Raw genomic sequence first — 24,111 nt, forward strand, 5'->3', positions numbered from 1 at the left:
TCCCTAAAATCTGGAAATGCCGGGTCGGTATTCATTTTCCGAGTTCTCGCAGATCACGCCATCCGCCTGGGTCCGCAATCCACTGATTGACGCTCGACTCACGCCACCCGGCGCCGTGGACACTGATCTTCAGTTGTGACGGAAATGTTCCCTCGGTGATCTTGCGATAGAGGGTCGATCGGCTGAGACCTGTGCGGTCCAGGACGGTTTTCAATCGTATTATACGGTCGGCTTGGGACATCATGGACTTCTCCAATTTCACACGAGATGCGCAGGCACCTGATAAGAAAATTGATAGAAATCTCGTGGAAATTCAAGACACAGGAGGACCAGATGGGGCTCCCTGTCCTCACATGTCCCTCCCTGACCTCCAAAAGGGTACAATGTCGTAGAGTATCGTAGAATTGCAAAGGTAACATTGCCGTGAAACATCTTCCCACAACGTCCCACCTTTACATGGCCTACCTTAGACGGCCTGAGTTCAGCTATATCGGCTGAGTGTCCAGCCCGGCGAGATGTCGTTCGCAGGCGACTTTGACAGCTTCCTGAAGGATCGACACCCGTTCCACCAGCCAGTTGAGTTCTTCATCCGTCACCTGATAGGCGGCAGAATATCTGGCCTCGACGTAGGCCCTGCGCAAGCGGTCGAACGCCTGACGATGGAGCCGGTTCTCGGACGGCCAAATGCCTCTCAGATGGTCGTCGAGATTTTCGGCCTGAGAACGCAAAACGGTGATCCGATGACTTTTCGGAGAATACAAAGTCACCGTGAGAAGTAGGCAGTGATAAAGACGCTCAACTGTCTGGTGAAGGTCGAATGCGGCGTCCTTTTGAAAGCCACGCTCCATTGCGACCTTGGCCAAATCAAACCGATTGTTAGCGCTGGAAAACCACTGGTCGAAATACCCCTGTGCTTCTGCCCCAATCTCAATCGACGTCAATGCTTTGGGCTTGGCGAACGGATGTCCCGGCGCGTCGTAAAGCAGGATACCATCCCGGGCGATGTCCGAGAAGAACGGCCGCCCTCTAGCCAACTGATCGTTCACGTCGTCCAGACCGTGCACGATGAAGTTCACCGGCGTCTTGATATGCTGGGTAACCGTCAGTTCCTGGATGAAGTGCTGATCCGCCTTGTCCCAATAGGTGTGCAGGTCGGTAAAATCTTGGCCATTGACGACGACCAGCAGGTCATAATCGGAGCGATAGCCACTCAGGCGATCTTCGACCCAGTCGCCACGGGCATACGAGCCAAACAATATGACCTTGAGGATGCGCCCTGCCTTGCGCTTTTGGGAGAGCGCTGTCTTGGTCGCATCCTCAAACTCGTCGAACAGGATCTTTACGACGCGTTGCAGTTCGCGTCGTTTCGTATCCGGCAGGTGGTCGAGTTTGTCGGTTTTCATGGCGGTCTCTGTGTTAGATTCTTTGTGCACCACTTCGCTTAATGGATCAATGCAGTGGTATTTCATTCCTGTCGTGCAGGTGGCCAGACTGCACAGCCTTAGGCGTCGTCGCACCGTAAATACCCATCCGTCAGGGCGCAGGCGCGCGCTGGGACGCAAGTTTCTTCGTCCACAGCGTTGCAGAACATGACCGTTGCTGTGACAAGACGCTGCATGGCTTTGGCTGGCGACAGCTTCAGGTGTTTTGCGATCTCGCTTGTCGTCAGGCCCTTGACCCGTCGCATAAGAAAGACCCGACGATACAGTGACGGCACACGATCAAGAGCACTGAGTAAAATGTCATTATCCGCCCGCCGTTCCGACCGTTGCGGCGCATCGACCGGTGTCGGTGCGATATAGGCGTTGATCGACGGCTGGAGGCGTCTGACCTTCTGTACCGCAATGTCAAAGACGAGGCGCAGCATGTTGCGGCGTGGGTCTGTAATGTATTCCCAGTGGTCACAGCTTATCAGCTCGAACTCTGCCTGCGAGACAATGCGCCGCGCCGCTCCCGTGCTGTCGCTCAACCGCCTTGCCAATGACATGTATTCCGCCTGGTGCGGTGACACATAGTCATGAAACCAGCAGAGCTGCCGTCCCATAAGCGCTTCCGTGAACCAGTGTGGTCTTGTGCCTTCCATACCCATTGCCTTGACCTCCATAAGGCCTGCACTCAGGTGTCAGGCCCGCATCTGCGTTGGTGACGGGGGAGTTGGAAAACCGAGTAAGCCCGATCCCTTTGGCTTTTAGCACTTGCGTGCCTGGACATTCGCCAAAAGCTCCCCCGTCATGAGATTCAACGCGCGATCTACCGGACAGCAGACGGGCATTATCCGCACACTGTAGTGGCAAAATCTTACGGCTCATAGCGGAAGTGCAATCGTTTTGGACGATCAACAAACCAGCTTACTAACGGGGTTTCCACGCCCCAGAGCTGCATGCGGCAACTCCAGAATCAACCATAACGCAAGTTGGCCGCTGCCGCAATCGGAACTGCCCGCATTCATTTTGACACCGCGTCACCGTGGCGCAATGACATCACCGCCTCCCCTGTCATTCATTGTCCGTAAGCGGGCAGTCTCCCGCTTACGGACATGGTGGCCCCTTGTCGGGCTGGCTGTCGTGGGTCAAGCCCTTTACCGTAGGCGGATTTACCGGCTCTATCGGTAAATCCGGGGCTTGAGGCGCGACAGACGGCCCGGCACCTCACAGGCAGTTTCCAAGAGACTGACCTGCGGTTCTTTACCGTCGACGCCGCTCATAACTTCGATGCGCGTCACCTGCCCTCGCCGCACTCTCTTCCGCCTCGGTGTCAAAGGCCCGCTTTCCCGTTCTGCGCCAGACCTCGATATTGGCTGGCCCTTCCCCGCCCTTGAGCTTCGCAGCCAGGGTGAGGAACGCCCCGTACAAAACCGCACGATCATCGCTGGTCAGATCGTCCAACTTTGCCTTGATGACCAGGCCACCGAGCTCGATCAGATGACGGGTCCGTTCGCGTCGCTTCATCACCCACTCTCGCGTGTCAGTTCTCGCTTGGCTTAAGTTCAAACGGTTGCGCAAGGCCGTCAGCTTCTGCTGTCGCCGCAGGGTTCGATTCAGGTCTGTCGCTAGCTTCCCCCTCACCGCCTCCCCTAAAAAACGCTGCCCCCACTTTGCGCAATCCCTCCTTCCGTTCAGCCTTGGTGTCTTTCACCATGGCCAGCAGTCCACCGGCCAATGTGTCGATGTCGAGCGTGTCGGCACCAGTGGCGATGACCAGCTCGCCCAGTTGTTTTACCTTTCTGTCTTTCAACGTTCTGGCGCGATCGTTCAGTGCCTTCAGTTCCGCATCGAAGTCCCTCGGTTTACGCATAGCTGTCTCCGTCATTTGAACTTGAGACCATTATAGGATAGGCTGCCTGGATATGCTCCAGTGTTACCGAGACCGGGTGAGACAGCCCGGTCCATCCCGAGATTTAATCTTGGGAGGGCGCGCTTATACGTCGTGCCGACGTAGGCTTTTAGGCGTAATTGGTATGTCGCCATGGCGATATATCATCTCTCCGTCAAAGTGATTTCCCGAGCGGCCGGCTCCAGCGCCGTAGCCTCGGCTGCCTATCGTTCGGCCTCGCGGCTGTACGATGAGCGGCTGGATCGCGCTCAGGACTTTACCAACAAGACCGGCGTCGTTCATTCCGAGGTCATGCTCCCCGACAACGCACCACCCGAATGGTCGGACCGTGAGCGGCTGTGGAACGACGTCGAGGCCTTCGAGAAACGCAAGGATGCCCAGCTCTCCCGTGAGGTCGAGTTCGCCATTCCGCGTGAGATGAACCAGCAGCAGGGCATCGACCTCGCCCGCGACTTTGTTCAGCGTGAGTTTGTCGATCAGGGCATGGTGGCTGACCTCAATGTGCACTGGGATATCGGCACCGACGGCCAGGCCAAACCGCACGCCCATGTCATGCTGACCATGCGCGAGGTCAGCGAAGACGGCTTTGGCCCCAAGGTGCGCGACTGGAACCGCGTCGAGTTGGTCGAGCACTGGCGCGAGGCCTGGGCCGAGCATGTCAATCAGCGTCTTGCCGAACTCGATATCGACGCCCGTATCGATCACCGTACACTCGAAGAGCAAGGCATCGACCTGGAGCCACAGGGCAAGATCGGCGCAGCGGCACGGCGCATGGAAAGCCAAGGTCTTGAGGCCGAGCGCATCGAGGATCACGCCGATATCGCCTACCGCAATGGCGAACATATCCTCGCCAACCCGAAGATTGCCTTAGACGCCATCACCCACACCCAGGCGACCTTCACCAAGCGCGACCTGGCCATGTTCGTGCATCGCCATTCCGACGGCGCCGATCAATTCAACGCCGTCATGACCGCCGTACGGCAATCGCCCGATCTGGTCGAACTGGGCAAGGACGGGCGTGGCGATGAGCGCTTCACCAGCCGCGACATGATCGAGACTGAACAGCGCTTGCAACGGGCGGCGGACCTGATGAAGGCGCGTGAGCATCATCGCGTATCAACCGCCAACAGAGAGATGGTTCTAGGCCGCGCCGAGGCGCGCGGCTTCACCCTGTCAGGTGAACAGAATGCCGCATTGGCGCATGTCACCAAGGCCGATGGACTCAGCATCGTTGTCGGCTATGCCGGCACCGGCAAGAGCGCCATGCTGGGCATAGCTAAAGAGGCGTGGGAAGATGCCGGCTACACCGTCAGAGGGGCTGCCTTGTCCGGCATTGCTGCCGAGAACCTCGAGAGCGGTTCAGGGATTGCGACACGCACCATTGCCAGTCTGGAGCATCAATGGGGCAAGGGCCGTGAAGTTCTTACAGCACGTGATGTCCTGGTGGTCGACGAAGCCGGCATGGTCGGCAGCCGGCAGATGGAGCGCGTGCTGTCCGCCGCGGCCGAGGCCGGGGCCAAGGTCGTCCTGGTGGGTGATCCCGAACAGCTCCAGGCGATTGAGGCTGGTGCGGCGTTCCGCTCGATCCATGAGCGCCATGGCGGCGTCGAGATCACCCAGGTGCGCCGTCAGCACGAAGACTGGCAGCGAGACGCCACCCATCAGCTCGCCACTTGCAAAACGCAAGTTGTGCTAAATGCCTACTACGATCATGGCCATGTTCACGAGGCGGAAACGCGCGAGGAGGCTCGCAAAGACCTGGTCGAGCGGTGGGACAAGGATCGGATTGATAACCCCGAAGCCTCACGGCTGATCCTTACCCACACCAATGACGAGGTGCAGGTATTGAACGCCCTGGCGCGCGAGCGACTTAAAGCCAGAGGTGAGTTGAGCGACGACGTTGAGGTTAAAGTCGAGCGTGGCGATCGCACCTTTGCAGCCGGAGACCGGGTCTTGTTCCTCAAGAACGAACGCGGGCTTGATGAGCATGGCGGCGTGAAGAACGGCACCCTGGGGAGGGCGGAAGTTGTTGAGCCAAACCGCATGTCTGTACGCCTGGACGATGGCCGGTCGGTGGCGTTTGCCCTGAAGGACTACAATGCCATTGATCACGGCTACGCCGTCACCATCCACAAGTCCCAGGGCGTCACGATTGACCGCGTCCATGTTCTGGCCACACCCGGCCTTGATAGCCATTCGAGTTATGTCGCCCTCTCCCGCCATCGTGACAGTGTCGACCTGCACTATGGCAAAGACGACTTCGACGATCTGAACCGGCTCGGCCGTACCCTGTCGCGTGAGCGGTCGAAGGACATGGCGCTGGACCACGACGGCGCCAAAGACTTCGCCGAGCGGCGCGGCATCAGTTGGCGCGAACGTGTGGTCGAGATCATCCGCCAGGTGCCGGACAAGGTGCGCGGTCTGTTTGACGGTTTGGACCTTGGCCAGCGATCCAAGACACCACAACTAAAGCCTAACGATTACCGCGAGGACCGCGACGCTTTGCGCCGCAGCGCCATCCAGCGCCATGCCGGGGCGGTCAACGATATCTTCCGTATGCACGACAAGGATCTCCCGGTTCTGCCGCACCAGACGACCGCCCTTGAGAAGGCCCGTGAGGAGTTGAATGGCTTTGATAAGCACGCGTCACATGACCTGGAGCAAGCCTATCAACGTGACCCGTCCATGGCCGCCGAAGCGGCGGGCGGCCGTATCCAGCGCTCAGTCCAAACCTTGCAGTTGGAAACCGAGATCAGGGCCGCCCCCGTGAAACGGGCCGATCGCTTCGTCGATGACTGGACACGGATGAACGCACGCCGGATCGGGGCGGAACGGTCTCGTGACACCACTACGGCCAACCGCCTCCGCGATCAGATGGGCGCCATGGCCAAGTCATTGGAACGCGACCCGCAGATGGAGTCGCTCCTGCGCAATCAACGCTTAGCCCTGGGCCTCAGTCGTAGCGGCACCGGATGGGATATGGAGCGGAAACTGTCGAGTGAGCTTGGCGCCAGCATCGGCCTTGAGCCTTCACGCGGCATCAGCATTGGAATGTAGCAGAAAGGAAAACAGTCATGACTGAGAATACGGATATTGAAGCAGAGCCAAAATCTCCGGCAGAAGCGTTCGAGGACTTGCGCCGCGAGGTGGCGTTTATGCGCAAGGTGATCGAGCGCATGGCCGACGACCACCGCGCAGCGCCCAATTACAGCGAGACGCTCGGCAGCATGGCGGATTGTCTGACGGCGGCATCGGCGTCATTGGACTGGCTGACACAGCGCCCCATTGTGAAGACGACCGCTGAGCAAATGGCGCAACAGATGAGCAAGGCCGGGAACGAAGCGCGCGCCGCTGACCAACAGACCATCGCGGAGGCGGCGAAAGCCTTAAATGACACCAACCACGACCTGTCCAGTTGGATTGCGAGCGCTCGAAAGGCTGACGATCAGGACCGTGAAGTCTTGCGGTTCAGTGCCATTGCGGTGGGCGTTGGTGCTGTTGTCGCCATCGTACTGACGATGGCATGTTTGAGGCTATTCCCCGAGCATGGCGCGGCTTGGCTTTTAGGTAAAGATCGGTTGGAGGCTGGCCAGCAATTGATGGCTTCGGCCGATCCAGACCAATGGGCCGCAATACAGGCAGCCGTCAACCTGGAACGCGACAACCATCAGCCAATCGTTGAATGCCAAAAGAACGCTGAGCGTACAGGTAAAGACCAGCGATGCCGTGTGACGGTGAAGGCAGCTTCCAAGCGATAGAATGTATTGCCATGCATAGACCAATGTCGTTCGGTTAACTGTATCGGCAATCGCCAGTCGGTTCTATACCAGCCACGCTTGCCGTTCAGTCCGTTAAAATGGCCATAACATCATGTACCTCGTGCCCTAATGGCCGTGACAAATGCCTTAACTACCCCTAGTTGTTGTCAGTTCTCGATGGAAATTAACATACAAGGCCCTGATCGGATGACCGAAGAGAAAAAGAAGACAGAGCCACCCTTAGCTTTAAGTATGAGCTTTGATGAGGCTTTGGCGCGATTCGCGGTTACGAAGCCTTTAGAGGTTTCCGATAGCGTTGAACGTGCCAAAACAAAAAAGCCGCCACAGGATTTTACCCCGCGACGGCCGGTTAAGAAAGCTCCTCTACCCATTAAGACAGAGCCGAAAGAGCCTAAAGCTCCTACGGATTCCTAGAGCCGCAGCATCGGGGGTGTTGGCACACGAATTCCAATTTTCCGAAGCGGATGCGTGTGTAGGCGCGGACGATATGGCATGCCTTGTAGGCCATGGCAGTTAGTTCCCGATGACGTCATGTCATCAAGAGCGTTGCAAAGATTGAAGACTTGGTTTACCGTCGCCGCAGGGACAACGAGGCTCCAAGTCTCCTTTTCCGGTGGTCGCTCTCTACACCATGTAGGCCACCAGAACCCGAATTTTAGGCCGCAGACCCTGGCAGGGGTTTTGCGGCCTTACTTTTTAGGCCCTTACATATTCGGTTTACCATGCTTCGCTGCGGAGTCAATCGGCCAATTGCTTTTTCCGCTTGTAGTTTTCCGCTTTATCCGCTTCTAGATTGCTAATTCCAATAGCGCGTGCTATTTGGCGTCATTAGCAATCAGCGGAGAGATCTAAATGGCAGAGGCAACGACTAGAGTAAGAAGCCCAACCTACCCTAGCTTTTCGGTCGAAGAGGCCATTGAGAGGGCGCAGAAAATTCATTCAAAGGACCGTCGTAGCCAAATCAGCAGAGAGGTTGTCGCTGCCCATATGGGCTATAGTGGATTGAATGGGGCTGCCGATAAAGCCATTTCCAACATGATGCAGTATGGCATGCTGGAAAGGGTTTCTAAGGGTGAGCTCAAGCTTACGGAACTCGCAGCGGACATATTGCACCCGGACACTCCAGAGCAATATAGAAGCGCATTGCGCCAAGCGGCGTTCATGCCGCCATTGTTTCAGACTCTGAGAACCCGGTTTAGCGAAGACCAATTTTCCGATGCTGCGCTGAAGTCATATTTGATGAAACAGGAGTTCGCAGATGGGGCAATCAACCCCGTGATTAGGTCCTATACAGATAATTGCGCCTTCTTAAAGCGAGAGAACGCTTACGAAAGTGATGGTATTGGCGAATCAGTAGATGTAGAATCGCCCGATCAGCGCAATGAAATGATCGTGACGCCAACTAGGGAGGTTGCCTACACGCCATATCAGGCCGCACCCACGAGTAGCAGCATAGGAGTTCCGGTGATGGTCGGTGAACAAGTACTTTATTCCGAGGTCGCAGGCCCTTCAAACTATCTGAAATTGATCGCTAGCGGCGAGCCAAATGAAGATTTGATTGAGGGGATCGAGAGTTATCTTTCCCGTCTTAAGAGGCGGATTCAGGCGTCAGCCAAACTAGCAGCCAGTCCCCCCGAAAGACAACTGGACCTAGACTAAGCGGCGGCTAAAAAGGTTGATAGGAAGTAAGGCCCGCTACGGCGGGTCTTTTTATGCCCGCCCTTCGTATTGGGTCAAGCACGTATATAGGCCCCAAAAATTTCCTGACTGGTATGCGTTTTAAATGCTCGCGTTGCTGCCATTTATGAGTTTACGGCCTAGCTGCCACTTGATTACCCTAAGGTTCGAAATAGCACCACTCGATGCCTGAACCCAGCCCATGTCAACGTCTTGCAATCCGTTGCAGTCGGTGGCCGCGTCCGACGTTTCAGTTATTTTGCAGAATATGTTTGAATTTCCTGGTCAGTGATTTGAGGAACCGCGCCGCAAACGAACGCCGAGAGGCTGACTGTTCGCATCCCTTTTATTCCTATACCTTTTTGAGGCAAGAAGTCCGCTTTAGGGTAGGCACGAGCAATCTGTGTAAGCAATATAGCCTCGTCGTGATCGTCGTAGCGCATTACATTACGGTTGACATTGCCATACCCGCCAAATTGGTTTTTCCACGTGCTGAGAGGCAGGATAAGCACTTCACTGATGCCAAATTCATCCGCTCTGGAACTTACGAAATTGGCGAAAGTTTGGGCGTACGCCCGCCGCTCAATCTCTCCAGCCCCTTCACACCACAAAACCCTAAGCTGTTTCCTTTTGCCCTTTGGCGAGATTGCTTGTGGCGTAAGAATTGACTGTTGCTTGAGAGCATTATCAACTTTGAGATTAAGCGTCGCTGCCGAAACAGGAGCAGGATGGCCGAGGTAAAATCCGCCTCCGAAAACCGATCCGGCCCCATTGAGATTAGGCTCGTCTTCCTCTGCGTTGGCAACATGCAGATCTGTCAGCCGCTTATCAGCGGTTAACATGATCGTCGCGATGTCACCCCCGCGCGTAATTTCTTCCGACAAAATCCGCCCGTAAGTATTGGTGTCTGAAGCGGTTTTCGTCGGGAGCGTACGGTACTGAATTAATATATTGCGCCGTGTGCGAGGATTAACGTCTTCATTGCTGTCGGAATTTTTGAACGCGTAACTGTCGATGAAAGGATTATTCCGGCAATTGTCTAACGCGATTACGACAGCAACGTCTTCCCGTTCAGTAAGCGAGTTGAAGAGCTCTGATATCGGATTGGCCACGAGATTAGCTGTGGCGACCTGCGCCCGCGTTGTATTTGATTTCCACGCGGAACTGATAGCGGCCTTATCAGCTAGGACGGGCATCAAGAGAATGTGTCCATAGCTCTGAATGCCGTGACCAGTAAAATAGACGAAGACAATTGAACCTTTCGGTAAGGTCTTCGTCAGCGCTCCAAAGTCGGTCAACTTCTTAGAAAAACCATCCTTTTCAAGGTTGCAATACATATAGATCTTAAAGTCCTGCTTTCGCAATGCCTGTTCAACGTCAAGAAGGTTGCGCTCAGGCTGCTCATCCTTACAGGTCTGGTCGAGATCGTCGTAGAACGGCGATGTGCCGAGCTGATCAGCTGGATCTGGTATATTGTTTCGATTGTAATCCCAATCGCCAATTAGCAAGGCGACTTTAGCTGGGGCAGGTGTTTGAGCGTAGCCGCCCCCCGTGAGTAAAAGAGAGGCCAGCAAGGCGCACGTCGTCACCAAGGTGCCGAGAGTTAAGTGTCGCATGTCTTTGTCCCACCAGGGAGTTGCTATGAGATTTATGAAGGTGTAACCGTGTACATCCGCAATTGTCCGGCGACTGTCGCGTCTGCAAGGATCGTTTCATAACTGACCCATGCAAACCCGGCGTCACCCCACCAAGTATCCCACGAGTTCATTATTTCGAAGGCGCCCTTGGTATCATCGTAACCAGTAATCAGCATGGCATGCCCGCCGACAATGGGACTATTCACCGCTCTATAGACCTTCCCCTCAGGTTTGGCCCATTGCAAGAAATCCCTTCGCACCTGAATGCCTAGGATAAGCGGCACACCTGAGGCTAAAGACGTTTTCGCGTAAGCCAGATCGGTTGCCACTTTCCAGCCACTGATGACTCTATTGCCGCGCGCGACGTTATCTTCGTCCAGCTTCGGTAGGCGTGAGCACGTCGCTGGATCATAATCAAATGCAACTTTTGGCAAGATACCAAAACCCTGCAAGTAAGAGAGCGCGGTTTCGATATACATGCCGGTGCCGCAATTGATAGGCCAATGATTTGTTACACTATCGATCAGCATTCCGCGGTTATAGACGAACGACGGACTAGTCAGTACAACGTTTTGATTGCGACGGTTAAGCAGGCAACTGGCCAATCCGTAGCCTACTGACCATCCAACACAAGAGCCTTGTTGCCCCTGATTTCCAACCGGCGGGGCCAATGCGCGTACGGAAGCGATCGGCGGGTTCACCCCCTTTGAACCAAGGGTCTTTGGCAATCTCGACATCTCATCCGCCGGGAGAAAGTTTAAACCCAAGGCGGGCGTAGGATTTTGAGCGGATGCCTCACTGAATAGGCCCGCACCAACCGCCGCCATCGATGCGACGAAAAGACGTCGTTCCATTACCGCCTCCAAGTTGTGTGAAATTCTGAGCATTATGTAACTTCAGATTATAGAGGCAACAATATTTGACACTGGTTGTAAAGCTGCGAAAAATAACAACGTTCCTACAATTAACTCTTTTTTGCTAGATATGACAAATTTAACACAACCTATAAACGCATAATTGACCGCATGAAGGTGCGATACAATTATCACACGAAAATTTAAACGGTGAAAACCTATTGCGGTTAAACCAAAACTCACAAATGCTGGCAGACACATGGAGGCTAAAATGACGATGAATTGGAAAATTGTTGTAGCGGCGACAACAGCGATAACAACCCTGACGGGTTGCCAGGCTTTCAATTTCGCACCGCCAAATCTGGCCCGCGAGTATCTGGAGACGGATAACAAACTCTGCCGCGTGCCACCAACGACCATAGAAAGTTCGCTGAAGTGCCTGGATGTGTTGCAGGTCGGATATCACAAAGCGGCCGATCAGCTTGCCAACGGCGTTCAAATCCTCGACCTGCCGATCATCGCTTTCGGGTCAAGTATTCTCCACTCGTCTGTTTTCTCTAAAAACCAAAAGGGCGTGAAAGACGGCTCAGTCGCCATTGCGACTCTGCTCGCCGGACGTCAATACTATCAAGTGGCATCGAGACGAGTAACGCTGCTTAAAGCGGCCGCATCTCTACAATGTATAGCCGGTGTCGGAAATAAGCTCCGCGGCCTTGATGACCTTCACCTGAAAACATGGAAAGAGGCCTATGCCTGGAGCGCGTCCCAAAGCACCCCCGTCGCCATTTCAATAAATCATTATGCGCCAATGGTAATAAATGCTCATATTGAAATTGGAAACGCAGTCGATTCAACGCAAAACAAGCTCCAACAACAGTGGGCAACGCCAACGGAACCCGCCTTCGCGGATATGAACGCATACTACAAAGCCGTGTCCGCCGAATTAAAATCTAACGAAGAAAGTGCGCGAAACGCTGCGCTGACAGCCACAAGCGCTTCTATTAATTCGCCTATGGGATTTGCGCCTCTAAGCAACGGAGGCAAAGACAGCACCTATGCTAACCTTATCTCAGACGAGGCTTTCTTGCTCAATTTGAGTAACCTACACATCTCACTGGACGAATGTCAGAAACTGAGTGAATGAGGGCGTCGAGAACGCCCACACATCTTGCCGATTACACTTCAAATGGCCAAAGGTATTGAACCGCACCGCGCTTGCCGGCGGCCCTAACTCGCGAGTGGATAGGGGTATGACAAAAAACACAACGAACGAAATTTCCATTGAGATCCGCGTACGATCTGTACGGATGGTTCTCCAGCATGAAGCCTCTACCCCTTCGCGATGGACAGCCATCTTGTCGGTTGCTCAGATGATCGGATAAGCGCCAGGCACTCTGAACGAATGGGTCAGGAAGACGGAGGCCGATACCGGCAAGCGCCCTTGAAAAGGCCAAACTTGGAGACCTGCTAACCTTGCTCTTTGGCAATTTTTAGAACGTCTATGTTCTTGAAGTAGGGCGATCTGAAGAACATCCATAAAATTTCCAAAATTGGGATAGCAAACGATACGCCTGTTAGTAGCCCCATGAATGCGTCTTGGTTGGAAGAGAAGCATTTAGGCTGGTAAACAATCCACAAGCCGAAGCACGTGCTCCACTCAGGTGACGATTTAAAGAGAGTCCAGATCAGCAATCCGATCACAATTAGAAAAAAATAGCCAAATCCGAGCTCTGTTAGGACTTTCAGAGCGATTTTACGTCTGGGAAGCGGACAATGCCAACCTACGTGATACTGAGCAATTTCCTTCGCGGTTCGGTCGCCACATTCATCATTCAGTATTGATTTGATAATACTTTTCTCGAGCGTTGTGAACCTCATCATGTTTGTATATGCCTTCGATGCGCGAACAAAAAAATGCCCGATTACTATCAATAGCACCGCGAGCGCCCCGACCGATGGCTTGTCGGGAAATTTTTCGTGGGACAATACCAGTGCAAGTGCACCAGTCATCAGAGACACTGCCCACGCGACAGTGGTGTTAAGGTAAGAGACATTTGTGGCAGCAGTTGTAGCCAAGGATGCGTAATATTTATCTTTTATCCAATCCTGTATAGTTCCATTTTGTGTCGGATTGTTTGCCATATGAATCACCAGTGCAATTTTGAGTGAGGCTAAATGAATTCAGAACCAGAGATTGATCTTGATTGCGCTTTTTGTCTAGAAGGCAAAAGTGGATGCCTTGAAGATAGTTTGCTGCACGCGTTCGGGGCACCGCGTTTCCGACGGATTTTGTGGGAAAATAGCCTGTTTTTTTGCGTGCCCTCACTAGGGCCAATAACTTTTGGTCATGTTATGTTGGTATCGCGCAAGCACTACGATTGCTTACGAGACACACCAGTTGACGTCTCTCAAGACCTAGTCAAAGCTGCACTAGAGGTAAGAAATCGCCTTCAGGCCAAATTAGGCTGCGAGGTTTTGATATTCGAAAACGGAGAAAAGACGGGTGAGCAAAGCAAGACGTGCATTTCGCACGTGCATATTCACATAGTGCCAATGCCGCCTTCCGTAGGTGGCCGCAAAGCTTTGGCCGATACTAGTTTTACGTCTTATAAAGCGCCAACGGCCGGATATCTCAGCCGCCTGCCCCGCGATCAAGACTACTCCATCCTAATAGATGATGAAAATAGTGGAAATATTTATGTCGATAAATCAATTCCATCGCAGTACATGAGGAAGATCTTAGCTGAGATGTGGGGCGTACCTGAGCAATGGAATTGGAGAGACAATCCAAACCTAGGTGCTCTGAAAAAAATGATCGATGAATTGTCAGATTTTTTGTAGATAAATTTTTCTATCTTAGAAAATTTAATTTTTCTAAGCTATCAAATATTTCCTTCGCGGTTGAAATTCCAGTTAAAGCTGTAATTCCTATATTTTCCAACCTTTTAGAGGTTAATTCATCAATACCTATAGATGTTGCAAACACGTATTTAGTTATAGGGATTTCCATATACTCTTCTGCAAACTCTTTGTGTGCCGGCAATGTTTTTATAAAAACCCCCATATTCTTTAGTTTGAGTTTGATTTCAATGAAAATTTTTTGCCTCGAGTATCCACCTAGGGTCGGCGAAAATAGAATGTCGGGCTTGAACTGATTAGTAAATGGCTGCATTTCGGCGGTAACATATTCGACAGATACGTCGCCATGTTTACGAAGAAGACTGGCTAACTCCGTCACGAGCTCCAACTCAGGGCTTCTGTTCTCTTCCATCTTGGCTTCCGAACTTTAAATATTAAACAGTCTACCGGCCAAAGTGGAATGCGGTCCGCTGCCTTTCCAATGTCCAGCCGGGTCCTTGCCCTCGTCGTGCGCGTTGTCAACAGCGCATACTACCAAATGGGCAATGCGCATGCCCGGGACCAGTAGGATCTCTTTCACCGCTCGCGTCTCAATTTCCAGAATTAGCTGTTGAGGGCCATCGCGCCCAAACCCGGCACCGACAAAGTGACTTATCGCCACGCTTACTCCTAGACGTGCCAGATCAGAAGTACCAGCTAGGAACGCACAGAAGCCGTTAGAAACGCTTATCGATTCCATCGTATAAGACAAAATTACTTGGTCTTTTTTGACCAACATTTTGCCATCTACCAAAGGCTGTCGAATAATTTCTGGATACTGCTCTTGTCTATCGACGGCCATACGTTCGACCGGATCAACCAGATAGTAATCCTCGGCTAGGCGCAAGCCGATACTTGAGTTCGAAATAAGTTCCGGATCTAGCGGTTCGACATAAATATTTCCCGAACCTATGGCTTCAATCAAGTTTTGCTTTGATTGGATCATGTTCCGCTCCTGTTCTTATGGAACTGTTTCGATTTTCCTCTCAACAATATCCTGATCACCCCGCCGAATATCAAAGTCATCGCTGTCAAAATCCGCGAATACCGCCAACTTTGGGTGGTGGACAGTTAAAGTACGGGCCATTTGCTGAGCGACCCATCGCAAAGTGGGATGCACAGTTTTTCTTGAGCGAAGCTCAGATACATAAACCATTTGCGGCAAACTATATCTCAAATGGCATGACACATTCATTCCCAATGGCAGGTAATATTGAGCCTCTTCGTCTCCGAATTGCAGTTCACTGCGCAGGGATTGCAATTCCCGGATCTGATTTGCGACAAAATCTTTAGCTGACTGTTGAATGCCTTTGGGCAGTTGATCAAAATACCAATTGTGAAAGCCTAATCGGTCGGTTAATAGCGGAAATGCACAATAGCCGTTGCGATGGCGCTGCAAGTCTCTGAATGAGCCAAAATCGAGCAAGAATTTACAATCGTAAGATCCAAATCGCTGTAATTCTCTAGGAAGCTGGGCGCTTCTCGGACGTTTTGATATCTCAAACAGAACTGTTCGCTCTAGTTCCGAATTATTGATGTCCATCGAATAAATAAACTCAGAATTCGACGTGGGAACATCCAACGCAGTGTCATATGCCGATTTTTTCGCAGCGTTTAAATTGTACTCTAATACTTCTGTTTTTTCTTGATGAGAAAAACTGCTCGGATACTTATTTTGCAATGCTTCAATGCATTGTCCGGCAATCAATTGAACCTCAGCCAAAGGATGATGCGCTAACAGAGCAAGGTTCTCAGCAGCTTGCCGGAAATTCGTGGTCCAAGAAAATTGCGTCGAAGTCCCTGCAGGTAAGAAGCCCCTTGCGATATCGAACGCTTTAGCCTGTATGGCTTTTTGCCATACCGTTTCCTTCTGACCTGGCTCACGGGGGAACCGTTGGCTGAGCTCTTCGATCAGCGGGGCCTGCAAATCCAAATAAAAGCGTATCCACTTTTTCTGAACCTCTCCGCACCGCGGGTCATCAATAGGGCTCACCAACTTCTGCTGCGCAAAATCGATATACCGCGTTGAGGATTCTTGACCAGAGTAAAGGGGATTATTCTGAAAAGCTTTGCAGGCCAGCATCGAAGCCCCTTCAATGAAGAGGGTAGTCACGCCACAATCGCCAATTGAAGCGTGGCCGTAACCTACGTAATAGCTTTCCATGAATTTCTTCGCGCCACGTTCAGCCACCTTCACAGCGTGTGCGTCAACACTTTCACCTGATCGGCTATAGAGCGCTTGCAACATAGCAAGAGCTTCCGGTTCGAATTCATCGAAAACGCGTATCTTCATGTAGTTCACCATTACGTATGCCCGCCGGCGGCTGTGCCGTTTAGAATCAAAGATTATATCACCATTGCTGAAGGTCTTCCAGACTGACTGACACAGCCCCTATCTTGCTAAAATGTGCCCTTTTGTCGAGCTGCCCTCGCGCAATCTGTCCAAATAATCTGACCACCATTGCGCCATAGCCACTCGCTCAGCCCAATATTGGCCCCGGTTGTAACTGCCGCGCACCTTGTTTTTATCCTGATGGGCCAGCGCCGCTTCAATCGCGTCGGGCTGCCATTTCCCCGACTCATTCAACAAGGTACTGGCCGTACTTCTGAAGCCGTGGCCGGTCATCTCGTCAGATGTATAACCAAGGCGTCGGAGCGCTACGTTTATCGTATTTTCAGACATGGGGCGATCGCCCGTTCGTATTGACGGGAATGCATATTTTTCCTCACCCGTGATTTCACGGACCGCCAGTAAAATCGCCGTAGACTGTCGAGAAAGCGGGACAACGTGCTCGATCCCCATCTTCATCTTCGATGCCGGTATCCTCCAGCAGCACTTGTCGAAATCAAATTCGTGCCATTCAGCATGCCTGAGTTCCCCGGGGCGCACAAAGACATGCGGAGACAAGCGAAGGGCTGCATGGGTGGTCATGTGCCCCTCAAAAGCTTCAATATCCCTCAAAAGCCCTCCCACTCCCTCTGGCGTGAGGATAGCGGCACGATGAACGACCTTAGGAGATTTTAGTGCACCGCCGACATCCGCCGCAGGATCAACCTTGGCACGTGCCGTCCATATGGCATATTTGAAAACGCGGCTTGCGAAAGATCGCGCACGTTTTGCGCTTTCGTAATTGCCTCGTTTTTCAATTTTCTTGAGGGCCGAGACAACTTCATAGGGTTCAATTTGTGCAATCGGACGGCTCCCCAAGTCTTTTTCCAGGAGCGAAGCCAACCAATTCGTTTTCTTTCTGGTTGCCTCGGCGATACCATCAGCTTCCAGCTTCTCGATATATTCTTTGGCGACCCCCATGAACGTACTGTTCGCTAAGATTGAGGCAGCGATCAATTGCCGCTTGCGTTCGAAGCTCGGATCAACACCCGTCGCAAGGACCTTTTTAGCCTCGTCGCGCCGCCCCCTTGCAGCCTTCAGACCGACGTCTGGATAGCTGCCCAGGCTGAGCATTTTTTCCCTACCCATAAACCGGTATCGAAACCGCCACAGTTTGCTCCCTGATTTAGAGATTACCAGGAATAAGGCGCCCCCGTCGGCAAGTTTGTAATCCTTGTCTGAATTGGGCTTAGCGGCTTTGATAGTTAGATCGGAGAGAGACATGTGGGTAGCGTCCAAGGCGTCCTCGGCGCTACCCACAAATTGTACCCAAAAATCGTCGGATCTTCTGGTATCTCGTGGGACGCCACAGGACTGTTGAGCCCCACAATACCATATTCTATAAGGGTTTGCTAGATTTTGGGGGATGTCTTGGGAAGAGGGAATGGTGCCTGGAGCCGGATTCGAACCAGCGACACGCGGATTTTCAATCCGCTGCTCTACCAACTGAGCTATCCAGGCCTTCAAACGAGTGACTTTAAATCAGCGTCACCTCGGTCGGGAGGCAGGTCTATAGGTGAGCTAAATCGGCTTGTCCAGCCGAAAAAGGTAAGGATTTCCGAAAAATAGTCATTCATCCCCATCATCGTAGGGCAGATGCAGCGAAGCGGGGGCTGCGCCCTCGTCTTCCTCGCTGACGGTAAGGCCGCCGGCACCATCAATTACATAGTCGCCCTTCAGCCAATGGACCAGATCGACATCGGCGCAACGCTTGGAACAGAACGGCGCATAGCTGGGCGCGACGCTGACCACGCCTTCGATGGCCTCGCCATAGGGCTTCTGGCAGCGGGTGCATTTACGGATCATACAATAACCTCGGACTTGGCGGCCGCTTCCAGACGCAGGATCGCCGACAGCGGATCATGGGAAGCCGCCAGCAGCGGACGGATAATATCTAGTTTGCCAGCCGGCGCGCGCAAGGTCAGCAAGCGCCCTGGCTCGCTCTGTGCGCGCTTCACGGCCTCGCGCAGCAACCTGTGCGCGGCACGCAGGTCAGGCTTGGCGTCCATTAGCGGACAGGCGCCCCACGGACGGACAAATTCAAGCGTGCCGAACTTGCCAATGGGGCCAATGATAAGGCGATCGGCCTCAGCGCCGAAGCCGGATTGCAGAAGCTGGCGCAGACGATCGGCGTCATGGCGCTTGCCGATCAGGTCGATCACCACCAGACCCGCCAGACCGGACAGGCGCAGACGGCGGGCGATATCGCTGGCCGCGCGTTCATTGCAGGCCTTGGCGAAGGCCTTGGGCGTGGCCACGCCCTCCCCGCCGGCTGAATCGACATCACACGCGATCAGGGCGCGGGTGCGTTCGACGCTGAGATAGCCGCCTTCGGGCAAAGGGCCCGATGGATTGAGCGCCGCGTCTTCGGCCTCGTCCAGCGCATCCGGATCATCGACGGCTTCAACAGGCAGGTCACCGAAAGCGGCCGTGGCGCGGGCCAGCAGGCGCTCTCTCAGACTCAGCACCGGTGACAGGCGGCGCAGCGAACCTTCGGCAGAACCGATCAGATTGGCGCGGGCCAGTTTGTCTTGGCGGGCCTCGGCGATGATGGTGACCTCAAGGGCGGCACCTTCATCGAGCTTTGCCAGCGCCTCCTGCGGGGCATCCAGCACCGCTTCGGCGCCATCCGCAAGGGTTAGGAAGGCGACGCCGCCGGCCTTGCTTTTCAGACGCGCTACCGAACGCACACCGAGCAGATTGAGCGCGGCGTCCTGGTCATAACCTTCGAGATAGATATGAGGCCGGCCATCAAGGCAGATGGCGCCGCGCGCCAGTCCGAAGCGGCTCTCGTAGTGGAGCGTAATCACGCCTTAAGACCCGCGCCTTCGAGCAGGCCCGAACCTTCGAGAAGACAGCGTGTCTCGTAGAGCGGCAATCCCATGACGCCGGTATAACTGCCAACCAGATGGGTGACAAAAGCGCCAGCGAGGCCCTGGATGGCGTAACCGCCTGCCTTGCCAATGCCTTCGCCGCTGACCAGATAGGCGGCCGTATCGGCGGCGCTCAGGCGTTTGAAGCTGATGCGCGTCTCGACAAGCCGTGATGACAGCTTGCCCGTCGGGTTCACCACCGCCACACCGGTATAGACGCGGTGACCACGGCCAGACAGCAGCTTGAGGCAGGCGGCCACATCCTCGGTGGTTTCGGCCTTATCGAGCACACGGCGGCCGACGCAGACCACCGTATCGGCGGCCAGCACAAAGCCGGGCGTCGAGCTGGCTACGGCCTGAGCTTTCGACACAGCGAGACGCAGCGCCAGTTGCGCTGGTGTTTCATCTTTAAGGGGAGATTCGTCTAGATCCGCCGCAACGATCTGATCAGGCACAAGCCCGATCAGAGCCAGAAGGTCGCGACGGCGCGGGCTGGCGCTGGCCAATATGAAAGGAGCGCGCTCAGCCACGATATCAGGTTTACTTGAAGCGGTAGGTAATACGACCCTTGGTCAGGTCATAAGGCGTCATTTCGACCAGAATGCGGTCGCCTGCCAGCACACGGATGCGGTTCTTGCGCATCTTGCCCGCGGTGTGGGCGATAATTTCGTGGCCGCTTTCTTCCAGCTTCACGCGGAACGTCGCGTTGGGAAGCAGTTCGATCACAGTACCCGGAAATTCTAAAAGCTCTTCTTTTGCCATACGGCCTCTCTGTTGTGACGCGGCAGTCTCATAAAGACTCAAACGGCGCCAAAATATGCGATTGCGCCCTTTATACCCAAAGGCCAGATGTGGAAAGCCCTAAAACGAAAGCGCCCCTTGCCACAGGGGCAAGGGGCGCATGCGATGAAGCGTTCCAAGGAGGGGGAAACTAGAACTGCTTCACGAGGCTGAGGGTAGCCGTATCAGCCGTACCCTTATCGCTCTGGAAGTCCGAGCGCGTGTAATCGGCGCGCACGGCGTATTCCGGATTGATGTGGTACTGGCCACCGACACCGTATTCGAGGGCCGTACCCTGCTCAAACTTACCCGCCGAGGCCGGGGCCTTCAGGTCGGTATCGGAAACGCCGACACGACCGATCAGGTCAAAGCTCGGCGAAACCGGCAGATAACCTACGCCGTAGACGGCGGCCTTGTTGGTCAGCTTGAACTTGTTGCCGGCAACCTTGTCGTCGTTGGTGCCGAAAGCGGCTTCACCTTCAACGCCGAAGTGCGGGGTGATCTTGGTGCCGACGCGGGCATTGACGCTGCCGAGATTGGTGCCGGTCTTGTCATTGTCGGTTTGCGAATAACCAACCGAACCGTACACCTTGCCCACGTCCTGAGCGGAAGCGGCGGTGCCGATAGCCAGAGTAGCGATAGCAGCGGTAGCGATAAGAAGGGTCTTCATAATATGTGCTCCAAAGTTGAACTGGTCACGCATCGGGGAGGATGCGGGCCGACGATCATGTTGTCGTCTGGAGCTAATATGGCGATGCGAACGGGCCTTCGTGGGGCGATTACAGGGTCTTTTTGAGGTCTTTGCGGCCGATTAAGGCCATATGAACACGGTCCGGCCCCGTACAAGGCGAACCGCGTTTTAATCGTCCGCATTCAGACGTAATTCAGCCCTATTGATGAACCAGTATGAATGACAAAAAAGTAATGAAAACATAAGTCTAGGCAAAATGTGCCCATCAGGGACCGATCTTAGCTGCGCACCAAGGCGTTCACAAGTGTGAATAGACGCCGCCCTGTCTCGCGGTCAAGAGCTACCTTGCCCTTAAGGCGCTCAGTCAGAAGCTCAGCGCCTTCATTGTGGACACCGCGACGCCCCATATCGATCGACTCGATCTGTGCGGGCGTGGCGTTTTTCAAGGCTTCGTAATAGCTCTCGCAGATCATGCGATAATCGCGCAGCATGGTTTTGAAGGGGGCCAGGGACAGCATGATCTTGCGGGCGAAGTCAGGACCGGTGATATCGAAGACCAGCCGGTTGTCTTCCAGAGCCAGCCGCAGATCGAAGGGGCCTTCCGAACCGGCTTCGACGGCGCCTTCAGGCTCGAAGCTGTTCTTCTCAATCAGATCAAACATCGCCACCTTGCGCTCGTGCTCGACCTGATCGGAAGGGGCGCTCAGAGAGGCTTCGTCGATATCGATACGGGCAAGGCGCATGTCATGTCTTTCAGGCAGTTAGGCAATCAGGTCAGAACGCAAAGGATGCGCGACTCACTCTGTTTTGGCAAGCGCCCTAAACCTCAGAGTTCGTGAAGCGGCGTGCTCTTGGCGCGGCGCGGCGCGGCCAGATCAAGCAGCAGGACATCGAGACACTCGACCTCAAGACGGATATCCTTGTCCGCCCCGCCGGCAAAGCGCAGCGTCAGGGCGAAGGCGGGCGCTTCCAGCGCTTCGGCGGATATATCAAGCAGGCTCAGCGCACCGAGGGTTTGCGTCAGATCGATGCCACGCCGTTTGATGGCGGTGACATCGCTGATGCGCAGAACCGACGGCGCTCGCAAGGGCGTGGCACCACCGGCTTCGTGGCAAAAGCGATTCATACGCAGAGTCAGATGGCGGCCCGTGGGGTCATAGGCGATATCGCCGACACGCAGAGCCCCATCCTGCACAATGGCGGAGATCGCCGGCAGGTCATCGGCCTCATGCGCGATCAGGCGCAGAGGCTTGGCAGGCACCTTACCCCATCCCAGCACATTTTGGCCAAACAAACCCATCTATTCGTCTTCCATGATGGGCTCATCACCCTTGAGACGCTTGATCACCGCGCCACAGGCCGACAGCTTGCCTTCGAGATTTTCAAAGCCACGATCCAGGTGATAAACGCGATTGACGATGGTTTCGCCACGCGCCGCCAATCCGGCGATCACGAGCGAAGCCGAGGCGCGCAGATCGGTCGCCATAACCTGTGCGCCACGCAGCTCGCTGACGCCATGGACGCGGGCCTCATTGCCGGTGACGCGGATATCTGCGCCAAGACGGCCCAGTTCCGGCACGTGCATAAAGCGGTTCTCGAAAATGGTTTCGCGGATCACGCTCTCGCCCTCGGCAAGGGCCATCAGCGCCATGAACTGCGCCTGCAGATCGGTGGCAAAACCGGGATAGACGTCGGTCGTGACATCGACGGGGCGGATCTTGCCCGAACGCCGGATAGTGACGGTATTATCGCCGCGCTCAACGTCGCAACCGGCTTCGACAAGCTTATCGAGCAGGATGGAAATAAGTTCGGGCCGTACCTTGGTCAGGCGCACTTCGCCGCCCGCCATGGCGCCGGCCACGGCATAGGTACCTGCTTCGATACGATCGCAGATGACCGACCAGTCGGCGCCCTTGAGGCTGGTGACGCCTTCGATAACGAGGGTGCTGGTCCCTGCTCCGCTCACCTTGGCGCCCATGGCGTTCAGGCATTCGGCGAGATCAACGATCTCGGGTTCGCAGGCGGCGTTCTTCATCACGGTCGTGCCGTGAGCCAGGACGGCGGCCATCAGGGCGTGCTCGGTGGCGCCGACGGAGACGAACGGAAACTCGATCTCGGCACCTTTCAGGCCACGCGGCGCCTGGGCGAAGACATAGCCTTCGTGCATATCGATATGGGCGCCGAGCGCTTCCAGCGCCTTCAGGTGCAGATCGACCGGGCGGGCGCCGATGGTGCAGCCGCCGGGCAAGGACACCTTGGCGTGGCCGGTGCGGGCGATCAGAGGCCCCAGCACATTGAAGGAGGCGCGCATCTGGCGCACCAGATCATAGGGGGCGAAGGCCGAGGTAATTTCAGGGGTGTGCAGCAGGGTCTGCGGACCGTCCGGCCCATCCGATTCGGCAATCTGGGTGCCGAAGCGTTGCAGCAGGCGGCCGAGCAGGCGCGTATCGGCCAGACGCGGCATATTCGTGAGTCGCACGGGTTCGGAGGTCAGCAGCGACGCAGCCATCAGCTTGATGGCGGAGTTCTTAGCGCCTGAAACGGGGATGTCTCCGAAGAGCGGGTGGCCGCCCTCAATAGCAATGCGATCCATAATGTGTCCGTGACTCGAAACCAATGTCCGCAAACTGCGGATAGGCGGTTCTACATGACATTAGGCCCTGCGCAACACCCCGTCCGTCTTTACACGTCGTTTTGAACCGGTTTTTCGGCAATATCACCGTCGCTCCCGGTTGATGACACGCTGGCCGGTGCATTGGCGGCCTTCCGCCGGCGCAGGTTTTCACGCAAGGCCGCCTGCAAGCGCTCGGCCTTGATCTCGGCGTGAGTGCGCTGCGTACGTTGGGCGGCTGGTTTTTCCGGGGTATCATTCATGACGGGATGACATTTCACTTCGACTTGCAGGCTCTGACTTAAGAAATCAGGGGATTAATTGCAAGCACGGCGATTTTTCGCGTTTGTTCGTCACTTTTCGCTTTGTCTTCGGCAAAACTTTGGCTATAGCCCCGCCCTCGGTTACTTTTTGTAGTCGGGCCGCGTTAGCTCAGTGGTAGAGCGCATCCTTGGTAAGGCTGAGGTCGAGAGTTCGAGTCTCTCACGTGGCACCAGCGGGGCCCCTGTTTTAAAGACAGGGGCCCCGACCACTTTATCCCGACATTTTTAGCTTTGGCTCAATATGAGATCGCCGACGGCGAAACTGA

At 54.6% G+C, this 24,111-nt stretch carries 26 protein-coding genes, 2 tRNA genes and 1 pseudogene; 7 read left to right on the forward strand and 22 right to left on the reverse strand.

All coding sequences use genetic code 11. The features are described from left to right. Positions 1-31: 31 nt before the first annotated feature. The 5 genes from B060_RS26500 to B060_RS0109730 form a co-directional block, all read right to left on the reverse strand. Positions 32-244: a helix-turn-helix transcriptional regulator gene (locus tag B060_RS26500; protein WP_236621620.1), complete on the reverse strand. Its 213-nt coding sequence runs from the start codon at positions 242-244 to the stop codon at positions 32-34. Positions 245-485: 241 nt separating this feature from the next. Then, on the reverse strand, positions 486-1,403 hold the full coding sequence (locus tag B060_RS0109715) for a HEPN domain-containing protein (RefSeq protein WP_018081589.1): 918 nt from the start codon (positions 1,401-1,403) through the stop codon (positions 486-488). 98 nt (positions 1,404-1,501) lie between these two features. Next, positions 1,502-2,044 carry an RNA polymerase sigma factor gene (locus tag B060_RS0109720; protein ID WP_236621619.1) on the reverse strand — a complete coding sequence of 181 codons (543 nt, stop codon included), beginning with the start codon at positions 2,042-2,044 and terminating at the stop codon, positions 1,502-1,504. 640 nt (positions 2,045-2,684) lie between these two features. Beyond that, the gene (locus tag B060_RS0109725) at positions 2,685-2,948 is read right to left on the reverse strand and encodes a conjugal transfer protein TraD (protein ID WP_018081591.1); all 264 of its coding nucleotides are present in this window, start codon (positions 2,946-2,948) and stop codon (positions 2,685-2,687) included. 16 nt (positions 2,949-2,964) lie between these two features. Next, positions 2,965-3,294 carry a conjugal transfer protein TraD gene (locus B060_RS0109730; RefSeq protein ID WP_164468322.1) on the reverse strand — a complete coding sequence of 110 codons (330 nt, stop codon included), beginning with the start codon at positions 3,292-3,294 and terminating at the stop codon, positions 2,965-2,967. 171 nt (positions 3,295-3,465) lie between these two features. Between B060_RS0109730 and traA the strand changes: the two genes are divergently transcribed. From traA to B060_RS0109750, 3 genes are all read left to right on the forward strand, one after another. Further along, on the forward strand, positions 3,466-6,390 hold the full coding sequence (gene traA, locus B060_RS0109735; protein ID WP_018081593.1) for a Ti-type conjugative transfer relaxase TraA: 2,925 nt from the start codon (positions 3,466-3,468) through the stop codon (positions 6,388-6,390). 17 nt (positions 6,391-6,407) lie between these two features. Then, entirely contained in the window at positions 6,408-7,091 is a 684-nt protein-coding gene (locus tag B060_RS0109740; protein ID WP_018081594.1) for a DUF6118 family protein, read from the forward strand. Positions 7,092-7,964: 873 nt separating this feature from the next. Then, the gene (locus B060_RS0109750; protein ID WP_018081595.1) at positions 7,965-8,771 is read left to right on the forward strand and encodes a hypothetical protein; all 807 of its coding nucleotides are present in this window, start codon (positions 7,965-7,967) and stop codon (positions 8,769-8,771) included. 272 nt (positions 8,772-9,043) lie between these two features. Here B060_RS0109750 and B060_RS0109755 read toward each other — a convergent pair whose 3' ends face one another. Then, entirely contained in the window at positions 9,044-10,405 is a 1,362-nt protein-coding gene (locus tag B060_RS0109755) for a caspase family protein (RefSeq protein WP_018081596.1), read from the reverse strand. Positions 10,406-10,437: 32 nt separating this feature from the next. Further along, the gene (locus B060_RS0109760) at positions 10,438-11,280 is read right to left on the reverse strand and encodes a C1 family peptidase (protein ID WP_018081597.1); all 843 of its coding nucleotides are present in this window, start codon (positions 11,278-11,280) and stop codon (positions 10,438-10,440) included. Between the two features lie 271 nt (positions 11,281-11,551). On the opposite strand from B060_RS0109760, the gene B060_RS0109765 reads away from it, so the two are divergent. Continuing rightward, positions 11,552-12,424, forward strand: coding sequence for a hypothetical protein (locus B060_RS0109765; protein ID WP_155847777.1), 873 nt, complete (start codon positions 11,552-11,554; stop codon positions 12,422-12,424). A gap of 106 nt (positions 12,425-12,530) precedes the next feature. After that, positions 12,531-12,659, forward strand: a pseudogene (locus tag B060_RS27990) (IS3 family transposase); the annotation flags it as partial. A gap of 88 nt (positions 12,660-12,747) precedes the next feature. Here B060_RS27990 and B060_RS0109770 read toward each other — a convergent pair. Further along, entirely contained in the window at positions 12,748-13,422 is a 675-nt protein-coding gene (locus B060_RS0109770) for a hypothetical protein (RefSeq protein ID WP_018081599.1), read from the reverse strand. A gap of 33 nt (positions 13,423-13,455) precedes the next feature. Between B060_RS0109770 and B060_RS26505 the strand changes: the two genes are divergently transcribed. Further along, entirely contained in the window at positions 13,456-14,121 is a 666-nt protein-coding gene (locus B060_RS26505) for an HIT family protein (RefSeq protein ID WP_081606827.1), read from the forward strand. Between the two features lie 10 nt (positions 14,122-14,131). Here B060_RS26505 and B060_RS0109780 read toward each other — a convergent pair whose 3' ends face one another. The 14 genes from B060_RS0109780 to B060_RS0109845 all read right to left on the reverse strand — a co-directional run bounded on the left by B060_RS0109780 (position 14,132) and on the right by B060_RS0109845 (position 23,785). Then, the gene (locus B060_RS0109780; RefSeq protein ID WP_018081601.1) at positions 14,132-14,551 is read right to left on the reverse strand and encodes a hypothetical protein; all 420 of its coding nucleotides are present in this window, start codon (positions 14,549-14,551) and stop codon (positions 14,132-14,134) included. Between the two features lie 15 nt (positions 14,552-14,566). Beyond that, on the reverse strand, positions 14,567-15,124 hold the full coding sequence (locus B060_RS0109785) for a dCTP deaminase (protein WP_018081602.1): 558 nt from the start codon (positions 15,122-15,124) through the stop codon (positions 14,567-14,569). 15 nt (positions 15,125-15,139) lie between these two features. Beyond that, positions 15,140-16,471 carry an FAD-dependent thymidylate synthase gene (locus B060_RS0109790; RefSeq protein WP_162149132.1) on the reverse strand — a complete coding sequence of 444 codons (1,332 nt, stop codon included), beginning with the start codon at positions 16,469-16,471 and terminating at the stop codon, positions 15,140-15,142. 99 nt (positions 16,472-16,570) lie between these two features. Beyond that, positions 16,571-17,791 (reverse strand): tyrosine-type recombinase/integrase, encoded by a 1,221-nt coding sequence (locus B060_RS0109795; RefSeq protein WP_035423397.1) that lies wholly within the window; start codon positions 17,789-17,791, stop codon positions 16,571-16,573. 161 nt (positions 17,792-17,952) lie between these two features. Continuing rightward, positions 17,953-18,028: transfer RNA gene (locus B060_RS0109800), tRNA-Phe, on the reverse strand. A gap of 108 nt (positions 18,029-18,136) precedes the next feature. Continuing rightward, positions 18,137-18,373, reverse strand: coding sequence for a DNA gyrase inhibitor YacG (locus B060_RS0109805; protein WP_018081605.1), 237 nt, complete (start codon positions 18,371-18,373; stop codon positions 18,137-18,139). Continuing rightward, entirely contained in the window at positions 18,370-19,377 is a 1,008-nt protein-coding gene (locus tag B060_RS0109810; protein ID WP_018081606.1) for a ribonuclease E/G, read from the reverse strand. Before B060_RS0109810 ends, B060_RS0109805 begins: the two co-directional genes overlap by 4 nt. After that, the gene (locus B060_RS0109815; protein ID WP_026172731.1) at positions 19,374-19,973 is read right to left on the reverse strand and encodes a Maf family protein; all 600 of its coding nucleotides are present in this window, start codon (positions 19,971-19,973) and stop codon (positions 19,374-19,376) included. Before B060_RS0109815 ends, B060_RS0109810 begins: the two co-directional genes overlap by 4 nt. Before the next feature lie 7 nt (positions 19,974-19,980). Then, a complete protein-coding gene (gene infA / locus B060_RS0109820) occupies positions 19,981-20,202 on the reverse strand; it encodes a translation initiation factor IF-1 (RefSeq protein ID WP_018081608.1) in 222 nt (73 codons plus the stop codon). A gap of 169 nt (positions 20,203-20,371) precedes the next feature. Further along, positions 20,372-20,890 (reverse strand): porin family protein, encoded by a 519-nt coding sequence (locus B060_RS0109825; RefSeq protein ID WP_026172732.1) that lies wholly within the window; start codon positions 20,888-20,890, stop codon positions 20,372-20,374. A gap of 299 nt (positions 20,891-21,189) precedes the next feature. Further along, entirely contained in the window at positions 21,190-21,654 is a 465-nt protein-coding gene (locus tag B060_RS0109830; protein WP_018081610.1) for a UPF0262 family protein, read from the reverse strand. Between the two features lie 83 nt (positions 21,655-21,737). Beyond that, positions 21,738-22,211, reverse strand: coding sequence for a DUF2948 family protein (locus tag B060_RS0109835; RefSeq protein WP_018081611.1), 474 nt, complete (start codon positions 22,209-22,211; stop codon positions 21,738-21,740). Continuing rightward, on the reverse strand, positions 22,212-23,504 hold the full coding sequence (gene murA / locus B060_RS0109840) for a UDP-N-acetylglucosamine 1-carboxyvinyltransferase (protein WP_018081612.1): 1,293 nt from the start codon (positions 23,502-23,504) through the stop codon (positions 22,212-22,214). A gap of 89 nt (positions 23,505-23,593) precedes the next feature. Further along, positions 23,594-23,785, reverse strand: coding sequence for a hypothetical protein (locus B060_RS0109845; protein WP_018081613.1), 192 nt, complete (start codon positions 23,783-23,785; stop codon positions 23,594-23,596). A 158-nt stretch (positions 23,786-23,943) separates the two neighbouring features. Here B060_RS0109845 and B060_RS0109850 point away from each other — a divergent pair. Next, positions 23,944-24,018 (forward strand) — tRNA-Thr (locus B060_RS0109850). Positions 24,019-24,111: the final 93 nt, after the last annotated feature.

The sequence above is a fragment of the Asticcacaulis benevestitus DSM 16100 = ATCC BAA-896 genome (genome assembly GCF_000376105.1).
Lineage (GTDB): Bacteria > Pseudomonadota > Alphaproteobacteria > Caulobacterales > Caulobacteraceae > Asticcacaulis > Asticcacaulis benevestitus.